Origin of the sequence: Niallia alba (genome assembly GCF_012933555.1) — a bacterium.
GTDB classification, from domain to species: Bacteria; Bacillota; Bacilli; order Bacillales; family Cytobacillaceae; genus Niallia; species Niallia alba.
Map to the genome: position 1 here is coordinate 4,072,796 of NZ_JABBPK010000001.1, position 13,218 is coordinate 4,086,013.

Consider the following 13,218-nt stretch of genomic DNA (forward strand, 5'->3'; position numbering starts at 1 on the left):
TCTGCTTTTTGGCTTTCATTCACCCGATGAACACCACTTTTCTCTTTGCTCCTCTACTTTTTGGCTTTCATTCACTTGATGAAAACCACTTTTCTCTTTGATCCTCTGCTTTTTGGCGTTCATTCGCTTGATGAACACCACTTTTCCCTTTGCTCCTCTGCTTTTTTGGCGTTCATTCACTGGCTAACATTTTAATAAGCCAATCGATACAATAATTCAATTAGTACTATAATGCCTCTCGTTAAATCTTCCAGTTTTGTGTATTCCTTTGGTGAATGACTGATTCCCCCTACACTTGGAACAAATACTAACGCTGTCGAACAGTATGTTCCAAAGACTTGTGCATCATGTCCTGCTCCACTGATCATTTTTCGATAAGGAATATCCATTTCTTGAACAATTGTATAGGCTAGTTCTGTTAATTTATCATCCATCGCAACAGCCTTAACATCCAGCCATTGCTCCCACTCCACATTCATGCCAGCTGCTTTACATTTCTGTTCAAAACAAGCAAAAACTTTCTCACAATAGTAATCTAGCACTTCTTCTTGGTGATGCCTAACATCTAATGTAAAGGTAACTTCTTTCGCAATAACATTGGGAACGTTGGGTATTGCAAGTATTCTTCCAACTGTCGCAACTAACTGAGAGTCAATTTCGGTAACTTGTTTGAGTGCATATGTAATTAATTCGGCTGCGATATGCATACTGTCCTTCCGATAAGGCATTGGTGTTGTACCTGCATGGTTACTCTCGCCCTTTACTTTAATAGTAAACCTTCTTTGTCCAACGATATGGGAGACAATGCCAATGGACTTTTTCTCCTTCTCTAATACAGCACCTTGTTCTATATGCATTTCTATAAAGCAATCAATATCATCTCGTTTTACTTGTTCTTTATCTGTTTGCAATCCCATGGATTTCATCGCATGAGAAAATGAAACCTTCTTCGTATCGTATAAACCAGAGCAATCCTCCCTATTAAACTTACCCGTAATTGATCCAGATCCCCAGAATGCTAAAGGAAATCTACTCCCTTCTTCCTCACATAGAGATACAACTTCTATCGATTTTTGGGGTGATCCATAGCGTTGCTTTAAATAATTTACAGCAATGAGACTTGCAATTATTCCATATGCACCATCATATTTACCACCATCTATAACTGTATCAATATGGGAACCTGTTAAAATAGTTTTCTCGCCTTTTTCCGTCCCATCTAGCCTGCCAAACAGATTGCCGACACCATCAAAATGTGTCTTTAAACCACTTTCATTCATTTTTTGAAAAAGGGAATTTTGCGCTAACCGCCAATTTTCATCATAGAGAAGTCGTGTAACCCCACCGTTTTTCGTGTATCCAAATCCAGCCAGCCAGTCTATCCACTCACCCACCTCTTTTGTATCTATATCAATAGATGTCTTCATTTCTATCGCTCCTCTCGCTGATTCACCCTATTCATTCAAAATACACCTAAAACCTACGGAAGCTTTTTGTTATTTTCCAATAATATTTTTCTGATATATAAAAACATTAACTACGCGCTATTATTATGTAACCATTATTTTAATAAGCACCTTCTAGCAATACATTAGATAAAGTGTTAGAATTATCTAAATACTTTGTGTAAAATAACTAAATTATATTTATTGATAATAAAGAAATTGCTTTAGGAGGAATACGATGAAATTAGCAGAAATTCTACAGAAACCTGTCTTTGATAAAGTAGAAGTAATTGCAGGTCACACCGGATTAAATAAAGAAATAAAGCATATTACAATGATGGATGCACCTGATATCGTGGACTACTTAAACCCGAACGATTTACTAGTCACTACTGCCTACCACCTAAAAGATAAGCCTGGTGTCTTGCTTTCTTTAATAAAAAGTATGCAGGAAAAAGATTGTACTGCTTTAGGAATTAAATCAAAAAGATTTTTAGGACATATACCAAATGAAGCGATACAATTTGCCAATGATAAAGGCTTTCCACTTTTAGAAATTCCTTTAGAAACATCCCTTGGTGAAATCGTTAATGCCTCTTTAAATTATATGTTGAGTCAGAGAACAGCAGAATTAACTACAGCATTTGAAACCCATCGTAAATTCACACAACATATACTAAAAGGGAAAGGTATAAAACGACTTGTTGATGACTTATCTCATATGATTAACAAGCGTATTGTCTTATTTGATGCACATTTTCAGCTGCATACGTCTTCTTATAATAGAAATTCCATTGAGAACTTTTTTAGTTCGCTCCATACAAGTGGATTTGAATTTTTACTACCAAACTCGCCCTATTCTTATTTTTCGAGCAGAAATACAGAAGAGGTTTTTACTATCTTCCCTATTTATACGCACATGAAAAAACCAGCTTTTTTAGTTGTGCTAGGGGAAATCCCACTAGAAGACCAAAGCTTACTTCTTACAATTGAACAAGCAACTAACGTCCTCTCCTTTGAACTAATGAGGGAAAACACAGTTAAACAATATACCAGAAGAGCAAGAAATGATTTCTTCACTCATTTTGTGGAAGGAAAGTTTACTTTTGCTGAGGAAATCGAAAGTAGAGCTAAAGAATTTTCCTTAAAGAGAGAACAAGCTTCCATCGCAATCATAGGCAAAATGGATAGCAGCGAGCAATATAAATCCTTTACCCAACATTCTGTAGAAATCGATTATATTTATGAATTCTTAGAAACTGAAATAAAGAAAGCACCTTTCGCTTCCCAGCTTTTTATAAAAGATGATCATTGTATTCTTATCATGGAAGTCGTGCATTCCTCTTATGATCTAGACAGCTCCATTCTTCCTTATTTGCAAAATATTCAAAGTTATATTGCAAACACCTTTAAAAGACATATGTCACTTGGTATAAGCAACGTTTACCAGCAACTCTTAAATTTACCTAATGCTTATAGAGAAGCTCTTAGTGCTTTACATACTGGAAACCTTTCTGGAAATACGCCTTTTATTCAGATCCATCGCCCAAAGGATGTCTTTGAAATGTTAAGAATCATTCCAACAAAGGACCTTCTGGAATTTTATGATCATATTTTTCAAGCATTCTCAAGCAATCATCAGCAGGACGAAGAACAAATACTACTCAACACACTTTCTGTTTACTTAGAGACCCATTGTCAAATTTCCGAAACTGCAAAACGTCTTTATGTCCATCGCAACACAGTAATCTATCGATTGGAGAAATGCGAAGAACTATTAGGAAAAAGCCTAAAGGATCCTGAAACTACCTTCCATCTTCGCTTTGCTTTCCGGATAAAATCGATTTTAAAAACAAATGAAAGAAAAAAACAGACGCCAATATATTAGATATATAATCTATATTTTCTAAATATTTTGTACAATATAACCAATGACTTCTTTCTCCTTGCTAACTATTATGTTAATTAACATAACTATACGTGTTATCATTTCTAACACAAAGGAGAAAAGGAGTGTAAATAATGGCTCAGAGCGAAGAAAAGGGTTTGAAAATTTTTTCTTTAGGACTACAGCATGTGCTAGCGATGTATGCAGGTGCTATACTGGTCCCACTATTAGTTGGTAGGGCATTAAATTTAACCACAGAACAACTTGCATACCTTGTTGCAATTGATTTATTAACATGCGGTATTGCTACATTGCTTCAAGCTTGGAAAAATAAATATTTAGGAATTGGCTTACCTGTTATACTCGGTAGTTCCTTTGTCGCTGTTACCCCAATGATTTCAATTGGTACAAATTATGGGGTAACAGCAATTTATGGAGCTATTATTATTACTGGACTATTCATGATTATTTGTGCTCCTTTTTTCAGCAAAATTACAAAGCTTTTTCCTCCTGTTGTAATCGGAACTGTTGTAACAATTATTGGATTATCGCTTATTCCATCAGGCATTAAAAATATGGGCGGCGGTGCAACAAGTGACGATTTTGGATCCATTGAAAATCTGCTGCTTTCATTCGGTGTTTTATTGTTCATTCTTTTACTAAACCGTTTCACGAAAGGATTTATGCAATCATTATCTGTCTTAATCGGAATTATAGTAGGTTCTGTTGTTGCTGCCTTTCTTGGAAAAGTGAATCTTTCCCCAGTAAAAGAGGCTGGGTGGTTCCATTTCCCTGAACTATTTTATTTTGGAACTCCTAGCTTTGAAATTGGCCCGATTCTTACGATGTTAATTGTTGGTTTAGTCATTGTCATAGAATCAACTGGAGTTTTTTTTGCACTAAGTAAAATTACCGATACGCCACTAAGTGAAAAAGATTTAACGAGGGGGTATCGCGCGGAAGGTCTAGCAATTACTATCGGTGGGCTCTTTAATGCATTTCCGTATAATACCTTTGCCCAAAACGTCGGTCTTGTGCAACTTTCAAAAGTCAAAACTGTAAATGTCGTTATCGCAGCAGGTGGGATCCTCGTTTTCTTAGGGTTTATTCCTAAAATCGCCGCTTTTGCGACTATTATTCCTACACCAATTTTGGGAGGGGCAACAGTTGTTATGTTTGGGATGGTTGTTGCTTCTGGCATTAGAATGCTGAGCAAAGTTGATTTCACGAATCAAGCTAACCTATTAATAATGGCTTGTTCCATTTCCATTGGTTTAGGTGCAACAGCGGTTCCTACACTGTTTGATCAACTTCCCTCTGCACTTCGTATTATTGTAAGTGATGGAATTATTACTGGAAGTCTAGCAGCGATTTTCTTAAATCTTCTTTTTAATGTAAAAGCAAGTAAAAAAAGCACTAGTGCCTCCCTTCTTAACAAACAAGAGGTAAGTGAAACACATACCATTTCATAAAGGCTGTTTTCGTTGTTATCACTCGCAGTCTAACTAAAAGAGGCAGTTCATTGAACTAGCCTCTTTTATTATAGAAAAGAAAACCCTGGGCTATGCCTAGGGTTCCAAAAAGCTTACAGCGTGGTATTAAAAAAACTTCCTCGTGGTGCTAAAATATTTTTTGGTTCGCCAACCGAAAATAAATAGCCAGGAGGAAGTCCTTATGTCAAAAGACAATAATAGTTTAGCACACACAACTTGGAATTGTAAGTATCACATAGTATTTGCACCAAAATATAGAAGACAAATAATTTACGGGAAAATAAAGAAAGATATTGGGCAAATCTTACGTACCTTGTGTGAGAGGAAAGGCGTAGAGATAATAGAAGCAACTGCGTGTAAGGACCACGTACATATGTTAGTGAGTATTCCGCCAAAATTAAGTGTATCAGCATTCGTAGGATATCTAAAAGGAAAAAGTAGCTTGATGATATTTGATAGACATGCACAACTGAAATATAAGTATGGAAATCGAAAATTTTGGTGTACAGGATATTATGTAGATACGGTAGGAAGAAACAAGAAGGTAATTGAAGAATATATCCGTAATCAAATACAAGATGATCTAGTCGCAGAACAATTAACGATTATGGAATATATTGATCCATTTACAGGGGAAGAAGTGAAGAAAAAGAAACGAAAAAATTAGGAGAGAAGGCCTTTGAGGTCTGGCCAGTAGAAGTAGTACAATTGGCGAACCTTTCAGTAGCCCTTTAGGGTTTGGTCAGTAACAAAGGCTTTCAGCCGCAGAGAAAACCACCCGTTCTCACGGGTGGTCCTTATTAGTACCTATATTTACTTCTATATTGCCGTCAATTTCATTGTTTTCAATCTCACTTGCTCTGGATCAACTTGAATTCTAGCTACATTTGTTTCCATGGCTGCTTTTGCAACAGCAGCTGCTACAGCTGGAGCTACTCTGGGATCAAAAGGACTTGGAATTACATAATCCGCCGTCAACTCTGAATCCGCAATTAAAGCTGCAATGGCTTCAGCAGCTGCTTTTTTCATTTCTTCATTAATTGTAGTTGCACGAACATCAAGAGCGCCACGAAAAATACCTGGGAATGCTAATACATTATTCACTTGGTTCGGAAAATCAGATCGTCCTGTTCCTACTATAATAGCACCTGCTGCTTTTGCATCAGCGGGACTTATTTCTGGTACCGGATTAGCCAAGGCAAAGATAATCGCATCTTCCTTCATCGTCTGCACCATCTCTAATGTTAAGGTATCTGCAACAGAAACACCAATGAATACGTCCGCTCCTTTCATTACATCACTTAAATAGCCTTTTTCTCCCTTAGCATTTGTATATATCGCGACAGATTCTTTTGCTGGATTCATGCTAACTGGCCTTCCAGCATATATCGCCCCCTTTGTATCACATATAATCATATTAGTTACACCATAAGAATAGAGAAGCCTTGAAATAGCTATTCCCGATGCACCAGCCCCGTTTATAACAACTTTCAAATCATTCATTTTTTTCTTAACAATCTTAAGAGCATTGACTAACCCTGCCAATGTAACAATGGCAGTACCATGCTGATCATCATGATATACAGGAATTGTTAGTTCTTTGTTTAGTCGTTCTTCTATTTCAAAACAATCTGGTGCAGCAATATCCTCTAAATGGATCCCGCCAAATGTAGGGGCCATCAGTTTAACTGTTTCAACTATTTTATCTACATCGGTTGTATTTAAGGCAATCGGAAAAGCATCTACCCCAGCAAAGCTTTTAAATAAGATTGCTTTCCCCTCCATAACTGGAAGGGATGCCTCTGCTCCAATATTCCCTAAACCAAGTACAGATGTACCATTTGTTACTAAACCAACCATATTGCCTTTCATCGTAAAATCATATACCTTTTCCGGATTTTCAAAAATTTCTTTACACGGTTCTGCCACCCCTGGAGAATAGGCTAAACTTAAATCTTGGGCATTTTTCACTTCCACCTTCGCCTGGATTTCCAATTTCCCTTGTTTGACTTGATGCATATGTAAAGCATCTTCTCGTAAAGACATTCTATCTCTCCCTTTTAGCGCATTTTCCTCTTACATGATTGCTGCCTTCAATTTGCCGCATTTCTTGATAAGGATTCCCCTCCCTATCTAAGATGATATACCGTATAAATAAAAAAAGAAACGCTTTCAAGAAAATATAAAGAATATCTTAAAATCTGCTCAAATCAATTTAGATAGACTTATTTTTTACGGACAGTTGTCCTTTCCGAAATAGCAAGGATCACCTGTCTGTAAAAACGGAGTACTTTCCAATACTCATTAAAATCCATCCACTAACGTCCTTTTCCAAAGCGTTAATTTTGAACATATTCTACGCTAATTTCTTTATGCTCCTTAATAGAAATTAATACGTCTACCATATCAATAAAGAGGCCATTTTCTACTACCCCTACTATATTATTCAAGTCCTGCTGTAATTGAGTGGGATTTTGGATACTAGAAAAAGAACAATCCACAATATAATTTCCGTTGTCTGTTACGAAAATCTCCCCATCTTTTTCCCGTATCTCTGTTTTGCAACCAAATTTTCGGATTGCTCTCTCGGTTTGTTTATAGCCAAAGGGAACCACTTCAATAGGGAGAGGAAATTTACCCAATGATTGAACTTTTTTACTTCCATCAGCAACAACAATAAAGGTTTTAGCAGCATTAGCAATTATTTTCTCTCGCAACAATGCTCCGCCTCCCCCTTTAGTGGCATAGAAATTAGCATCAATTTCATCCGCTCCATCGATGGCAAGATCTAATTCTTCTACCTCATTTATATCAATCAATTGAATCCCGCATTCAATTGCTAATTTTTCTGTGGCTTTTGAAGTTGCAACTCCTTTTAGTGTCATGCCAGCTTTAATCATTTCTCCCATTTTTTTTATGACATAATAAGCTGTAGAGCCTGTACCTAGTCCAATTGTCATTCCATCCTTTACAAATTGAGTAGCTGCCGCTTCCCCTACTAACGCTTTTTCATTCTGTCTATCCATCTTATTCACCTACACACTTATTTTATATTTATCTAAATAGTTATCTTCCTTCTATAATAGATGATAACTCCTACTCTTTCATCTATTTTTCATTAGAAATTATCTCCTAAATAAACTTTCACTTTATTTATCACCTGCTCCATTTTATCTGCATTTTTTCTATACATGGCTTTTGCTTCTTGATTATCTGTTTGTAACGAAAACATTTCTAAATCTGCTTCTACTTTTTTTATTGTTGCTAGCAACAGTGGTCTTTCCTGTGCCTCTGCTAGCTTGATTTTATCATCAAATATATCTATGGTTAGTTCTCCATATGAGTTTACCTGCCCTAGAAATACATTATCTAATGTTACACCTAATTTTTCTAATTCCATATGCAACCAGGCCGGTGTTTTTCCTGCTTTTGTTAAAGAATCGTAAACGATATTGCCATCCATAATAATCGTTTGCGGTGCTTTTTCACTTGGCATTTTCATATTTAAATCTTTAGGGGTAAGTGGTCTATTTTCCTTTTTCAGTAAAACACTAAGCATTCCCTTTGGCTCGAGAATAGCATAATCAATTTCAGCTAAGCTAAAAACGTCTTTTTGTCGCAATAATGTAGAGAAATCGTCAATTGTATAATGCTCTTTCTTCAGATTTTCCTCTAACAGCTTTCCATCTTCCACTAAGACTGTTCCAGTTCCTTCAATCACATTACGCAATCTCTTACTTTTTAAGGAAATCACATCAGCTAAATAGGATATTACCGCAAATACAAAAATCCCAAGAATCCCATGCATAACACTAAGACTAGAATTTAATATTACCTCTCCTGCTATATCTCCCAGTGTAATACCTGCTATGTATTCAAAAAGTGACAGCTGGGAGATATGTTTTTTTTCCTAATAGCTTTGTTGTAATAAATAGAACAATTACAAATAGCAAAGCACGCAAAACTACTGCTAACATGTTTTCACCATCCCGTTATTATGAAGAACTATATTCCTTTTCTTCTCGCTCTAATTGATACACCCTTAATTGAATATCGTTTTTAATCTCTCCAACTAATACCATTGCGTCATGAAAAGCCTTTTGGGCCTCTTCTTCCATGGAATTCAAAGCAAAAGCAGATAGCTGTGACTCAATTCCTTTTAAACTCGCTAAAGTCTGTTTTACATTTGATGCAACCGTCATACCTTCCCTCCAATAAAAGAGAAGCCGTTGAATTAGAAGGGAAGTCAATTCTCCTCGAAAACGGCTTCTCGATTTTTTGCTAGCATGAATTATTGTTGAGCATATTGTGGTTCTTCTTGCTCGATTTCTTGTAAACGTGGATTTAAGGAATCAATAATTTGTTGTGTTTGTTGCGCAGCAGTCTGATATACCTGCTTTGCCGATTGGTTATCTGTGGATAAAGCAAAGGTTTCTAAACTTGCTTGTGCACTTTTTAGCCCAGCGATTGTTTGTTTTACATTTGTAATTACAGTCATGTCAGCTGCCACCATCCTTAAATTTTTTTGTTACTCTTATATGATTTCATTTAATTCCTTTGTTATTCCGTTAAAATGTTTCCAATTCGAGAGAGAAAATATCTTTAGCTAATTTTGTAACTTTTGAAGGCTATTGTCGTATGATTAGTAAAACAAAAATAAGGGAGTTAAAAAAATGATTACTATCATTATTGTTTTAGCTGTATTCTCCATTCCCCTAGCCGGTATCATAACTGATCATTTGGAAAAAAAGGCAAAACTTAACCATGCTATGTTAAAGGATCAATTGGAGCTTGAAAGATTAAAACATGAAAACTTTTTAATAGAAACGGATAAATTAAAATTAGAAGTGGTGAAAATGGAAAAAGAAAATAATTTATTGGAAAAGAGGGAATGATGATTTTTATTGTAAAATAAAAAGCTTCCAAAGTCGTAAAAACTTGGAAGCTTTTGTTTGTTCATTTAATGAGACCTGCTGTTTTCGTAAAGTTTGTTGCGATTACCCGCAGCCGGAATACACTTCGCTTTCCGTGGGGCTAAGCTTAAGCCTCCTCAGCTTCGCTTCCGGGGTCTCAGACTGTCTCGCTAATCCTCGTGGCGTCTTCGTGTATTCCGGCTGCTCCATTTTTCCAACTAATTCTTTTTCCCTATTGAAAAAACAACAATCCTTTAGAAAACAGCCTATTTCAACAATGTTATATGAACAACAACAAGCTTACTGCCATGACTGCCATTCCAGCTATTAGACCGTATATCGAGAGGTGTCCTTCGTCGTATTTCTTAGCAGCTGGTAATAATTCGTCTAAAGAAATAAATACCATGATTCCTGCAACTGCTGCAAATATTAGACCGAACATAACATCATTTAGAAATGGCATTAAGATGAGGAAAGCAACTAATGCGCCAACTGGTTCTGCTAATCCTGATAAAAAGGAAAGCTTAAATGCCTTTTTTCGATCACCTGTGGCAAAATATACGGGCACTGCTACTGCGATTCCTTCTGGAATATTATGTATTGCTATTGCGACTGTAATTGCTACACCTAGCCCTGGATCTTGTAAAGCTGCAGTAAAGGTTGCAATTCCTTCTGGAAAGTTATGAATAGCAATAGCTAGTGCTGTAAAACTTCCCATTTTTAATAAAGAATGGTCTGTCTGTTTCACATTTGATTTATTAATTTCTTCTACTTTCTTTAACTCATGTGGGTTTCCTTGCTCTGGTACAAATTTATCAATTAAAGCAATTAGCAAGATTCCTCCAAAGAATCCTGCAACGGTAAGCCAATTACCGGTTTGTTGCCCCAATGATCCGACTAGCGCATCTTTTGCTTTTACAAATATCTCAATCATTGATACATAAATCATGACTCCGGCAGAAAATCCAAGCATCCATGAAAGAAATTTCGTATTCGTCGTTGAAGTAAAAAAAGCAAGCATACTTCCTATTCCCGTAGCAAGACCTGCTAATAAGGTTAAACCAAAGGCAATCAATAAATTTTCGGGCATTTAAATCCCCCTTAATCTTTCTGTAGTTTCTACGTTTTTTCATTTATATAAAAATTATATCTTGATTTAAAAATGTTTCTCTTAGGAAAAATTTTAACCAAAATCCAAATATTCGTCAATCCATATATACATATTATGTGTAAATTGTATTTATCCCACTCTTAACGGATAGTAAGACTCATCCGTAAGCTTATGAAAAATCGAGAAAGATAGATGGGATATCTACTATAGTTCGACTAACCATGAGTAGGGAATGAAAGTCCCCCCATTGATGGAACCATTAAGATAACTTATTTAAATTATACGTAAAAAAGTAAATTTCTTTCCTCTCTTTTATGTATTTTCGAAATCTATATCTTGAAATTTATTTGATTGTTTTTTTTCCTTTATTATTCATCCCTTTATACACTCTTTTTACTCCTTCTGTAATAATAGTACTTCCAATTAAATCAATAATGATATTCCCATTAATCATTTTAACTAAATAATATGACAAGGTACCAATCCCCATATCCATCATAAAAAATCTTTTCATTTGCGAAAGTTCTATAATTACAATAATTACTTCTTTTCTGTTATCATTCATTTCTTCCATCGCCCCTTTGCATTTAGCGTATGAAAGAAAGAGATTGTCCAATGTCCGCAAATGATCCATACAGTCGAACATTCACTTCATAATCAATAATTGCACAATAAAAGGTTCAAATCAAAAGCGATTTGAACCTTTTACATCCCCTATAGTACAGTCCAGCAGAGCTAAACTTTTACTTGAATTTATAATACTTATTGTGCATTTACATAATCAACGGATTTCACACCAGCTTGACGACCAAAGATAATAATTTCAGCAACTGAATTTCCGCCGATTCTATTTTCACCGTGCAGACCACCCGTTACTTCTCCTGCGGCAAATAATCCTGGGATTGGTTCTCCCTCTTTATTAAGCACCTCTGTATTTGTATTAATTTTTACTCCTCCCATCGTATAATGGATGCCTGGAGCAATTTTTATTGCATAGAAAGGTGCAGTAGATAAATCATTTTCTATTCCTGTTGTTCTTCCAAAAGCTTTATCGTCTTTACTGTTAACAGCACTATTCCATGTTTCTAGCGTTGTTTTTAACTCTTCAGCAGAAACATTCATCTTTTCAGCAAGAGCTTCGATTGTTTCCCCTTCTAATACAAAGCCCATTTTTTCATATTGTTCAATAGCTTTCGCACGAGATTTCACACCAGCATCAAACACTAAATATGCAGATTTTTCTGGAAGCTCATTGATTGCTGCAGTAACTTTATCACGTGTATCTAATTCATTGGAAAATCTTTTTCCATCTGCAGAAACCATTATTGCTCCTTCGCCACGAACAGCTTCACCAATTAAGTAAGATTCATCTTGTTGCACAGTTGGATGGACCTGAATTTGATCTAAATCAACTGTTGTCCCGCCTAATTTTTCGATCATTTTAATTCCATCACCAGTGCTACCAGCTTGGTTTGTTGTTACATAGTCTCCTAAATCACTTCTTACTTCTTTGATCATTTCCATATTAGAACCGAATCCACCAGTAGTGACAACGACTGCTTTAGCAGTAATTGTTTTTTCATCGGTTTGATTGAATAAAACGTTAACTCCATTTACAGTTCCATCATTTTCCGTTATTTCCTTCACTTCTGCATTAACGAATAGGGGAATGCCTTTTTCTTGCACATTTTTCAATAGCCCATCTACTATGTACTGTCCTACCGCTGAGCCATCTTCAGGACGGTGGGTACGTTTTTCGCTCATTCCACCTGTAATAGTTAAATTATTCAAACGAATACCAATTGAATCTAACCATTCAATCGCACTTGCAGAGTTATCAACAAAGAAACGTAACATTTCTTTATCATTTGTTTCATGTCCACCTTTTAATGTCTCTTCATAAAAATTATCATTATTATCCTCTATACCTTGTTCTTTTTGAAACTTAGTTTCAGAAGCATTCATTCCGGAAGAGGCTTTTGTTGTATTTCCTCCCGCAACCGGCATTTTTTCAAAAATAACTGGGTTTAATCCTTTTTCCTTTGCCTCCAATGCAGCTGTCATTCCAGCTCCACCAGCTCCAACAATAATAATATCATAACTATCTTTAAGTTCTTCATACGGTGTGTAGCTCGTTTGAGATGCTCCTGATACAGCTTCAGCTTCCTTTTCTTCTTTTTCTTGTTTTGACGTGTTACTCGCTTTATCATTTCCACAGCCAGCAAGAACAAGCACTAGCGAAAAAGCAAAAATAAAAGCAGCTGTTAATTTCTTTTTCATCTTTTTTCCTCCATTAAAATTACATAATCTGATAATTGCTCTGATGCATTCCTCTACCAAAGTATAGCATCATAATTATAGTTTGTGC

At 35.9% G+C, this 13,218-nt stretch carries 12 protein-coding genes and 1 pseudogene; 4 read left to right on the top strand and 9 right to left on the bottom strand.

Translation table 11 applies throughout. The annotated features are described in order from the left end of the window. Positions 1-191 precede the first annotated feature (191 nt). The gene (gene allC / locus HHU08_RS19490) at positions 192-1,427 is read right to left on the bottom strand and encodes an allantoate deiminase (RefSeq protein WP_169189090.1); all 1,236 of its coding nucleotides are present in this window, start codon (positions 1,425-1,427) and stop codon (positions 192-194) included. 256 nt (positions 1,428-1,683) lie between these two features. Here allC and HHU08_RS19495 point away from each other — a divergent pair, with 256 nt between their 5' ends. The 3 genes from HHU08_RS19495 to tnpA all read left to right on the top strand — a co-directional run bounded on the left by HHU08_RS19495 (position 1,684) and on the right by tnpA (position 5,493). Then, entirely contained in the window at positions 1,684-3,333 is a 1,650-nt protein-coding gene (locus tag HHU08_RS19495; protein ID WP_169189091.1) for a PucR family transcriptional regulator, read from the top strand. Between the two features lie 134 nt (positions 3,334-3,467). After that, the gene (locus tag HHU08_RS19500) at positions 3,468-4,805 is read left to right on the top strand and encodes a nucleobase:cation symporter-2 family protein (protein ID WP_016203397.1); all 1,338 of its coding nucleotides are present in this window, start codon (positions 3,468-3,470) and stop codon (positions 4,803-4,805) included. Between the two features lie 202 nt (positions 4,806-5,007). Further along, complete coding sequence (gene tnpA, locus HHU08_RS19505) at positions 5,008-5,493, top strand: IS200/IS605 family transposase (protein ID WP_061800923.1); 486 nt, start codon at positions 5,008-5,010, stop codon at positions 5,491-5,493. A 152-nt stretch (positions 5,494-5,645) separates the two neighbouring features. Here tnpA and HHU08_RS19510 read toward each other — a convergent pair whose 3' ends face one another. The 5 genes and pseudogenes from HHU08_RS19510 to HHU08_RS19530 form a co-directional block, all read right to left on the bottom strand. Then, the gene (locus tag HHU08_RS19510) at positions 5,646-6,872 is read right to left on the bottom strand and encodes an NAD(P)-dependent malic enzyme (protein ID WP_169189092.1); all 1,227 of its coding nucleotides are present in this window, start codon (positions 6,870-6,872) and stop codon (positions 5,646-5,648) included. Between the two features lie 293 nt (positions 6,873-7,165). Continuing rightward, entirely contained in the window at positions 7,166-7,852 is a 687-nt protein-coding gene (gene rpiA / locus HHU08_RS19515) for a ribose-5-phosphate isomerase RpiA (RefSeq protein WP_169189093.1), read from the bottom strand. 92 nt (positions 7,853-7,944) lie between these two features. After that, positions 7,945-8,803 (bottom strand): annotated as a pseudogene (locus HHU08_RS19520) (DUF421 domain-containing protein). Positions 8,804-8,821: 18 nt separating this feature from the next. Further along, positions 8,822-9,028, bottom strand: a complete 207-nt coding sequence (locus HHU08_RS19525; RefSeq protein ID WP_016203401.1) for a DUF1657 domain-containing protein — start codon at positions 9,026-9,028, stop codon at positions 8,822-8,824. A gap of 89 nt (positions 9,029-9,117) precedes the next feature. Next, positions 9,118-9,324 carry a DUF1657 domain-containing protein gene (locus HHU08_RS19530; protein WP_016203402.1) on the bottom strand — a complete coding sequence of 69 codons (207 nt, stop codon included), beginning with the start codon at positions 9,322-9,324 and terminating at the stop codon, positions 9,118-9,120. 175 nt (positions 9,325-9,499) lie between these two features. Here HHU08_RS19530 and HHU08_RS19535 point away from each other — a divergent pair, with 175 nt between their 5' ends. Then, on the top strand, positions 9,500-9,721 hold the full coding sequence (locus tag HHU08_RS19535; protein ID WP_016203403.1) for a hypothetical protein: 222 nt from the start codon (positions 9,500-9,502) through the stop codon (positions 9,719-9,721). A gap of 298 nt (positions 9,722-10,019) precedes the next feature. Here the strand turns inward: HHU08_RS19535 and zupT are convergent, their stop codons facing one another. The 3 genes from zupT to HHU08_RS19550 all read right to left on the bottom strand — a co-directional run bounded on the left by zupT (position 10,020) and on the right by HHU08_RS19550 (position 13,130). Continuing rightward, a complete protein-coding gene (gene zupT / locus HHU08_RS19540; RefSeq protein WP_101729300.1) occupies positions 10,020-10,829 on the bottom strand; it encodes a zinc transporter ZupT in 810 nt (269 codons plus the stop codon). Between the two features lie 364 nt (positions 10,830-11,193). Further along, complete coding sequence (locus tag HHU08_RS19545) at positions 11,194-11,415, bottom strand: hypothetical protein (RefSeq protein WP_101729301.1); 222 nt, start codon at positions 11,413-11,415, stop codon at positions 11,194-11,196. A gap of 197 nt (positions 11,416-11,612) precedes the next feature. Further along, positions 11,613-13,130, bottom strand: coding sequence for a flavocytochrome c (locus HHU08_RS19550; RefSeq protein WP_016203406.1), 1,518 nt, complete (start codon positions 13,128-13,130; stop codon positions 11,613-11,615). Between the last annotated feature and the right edge of the window lie 88 nt (positions 13,131-13,218).

Coding starts and splice junctions, on each gene's coding strand:
- allC (WP_169189090.1), bottom strand. CDS start 1,427: ATGAAGACATCTATTGATATAGATACAAAAGAGGTGGGTGAGTGGATA.
- HHU08_RS19495 (WP_169189091.1), top strand. CDS start 1,684: ATGAAATTAGCAGAAATTCTACAGAAACCTGTCTTTGATAAAGTAGAA.
- HHU08_RS19500 (WP_016203397.1), top strand. CDS start 3,468: ATGGCTCAGAGCGAAGAAAAGGGTTTGAAAATTTTTTCTTTAGGACTA.
- tnpA (WP_061800923.1), top strand. CDS start 5,008: ATGTCAAAAGACAATAATAGTTTAGCACACACAACTTGGAATTGTAAG.
- HHU08_RS19510 (WP_169189092.1), bottom strand. CDS start 6,872: ATGTCTTTACGAGAAGATGCTTTACATATGCATCAAGTCAAACAAGGG.
- rpiA (WP_169189093.1), bottom strand. CDS start 7,852: ATGGATAGACAGAATGAAAAAGCGTTAGTAGGGGAAGCGGCAGCTACT.
- HHU08_RS19525 (WP_016203401.1), bottom strand. CDS start 9,028: ATGACGGTTGCATCAAATGTAAAACAGACTTTAGCGAGTTTAAAAGGA.
- HHU08_RS19530 (WP_016203402.1), bottom strand. CDS start 9,324: ATGACTGTAATTACAAATGTAAAACAAACAATCGCTGGGCTAAAAAGT.
- HHU08_RS19535 (WP_016203403.1), top strand. CDS start 9,500: ATGATTACTATCATTATTGTTTTAGCTGTATTCTCCATTCCCCTAGCC.
- zupT (WP_101729300.1), bottom strand. CDS start 10,829: ATGCCCGAAAATTTATTGATTGCCTTTGGTTTAACCTTATTAGCAGGT.
- HHU08_RS19545 (WP_101729301.1), bottom strand. CDS start 11,415: ATGAATGATAACAGAAAAGAAGTAATTATTGTAATTATAGAACTTTCG.
- HHU08_RS19550 (WP_016203406.1), bottom strand. CDS start 13,130: ATGAAAAAGAAATTAACAGCTGCTTTTATTTTTGCTTTTTCGCTAGTG.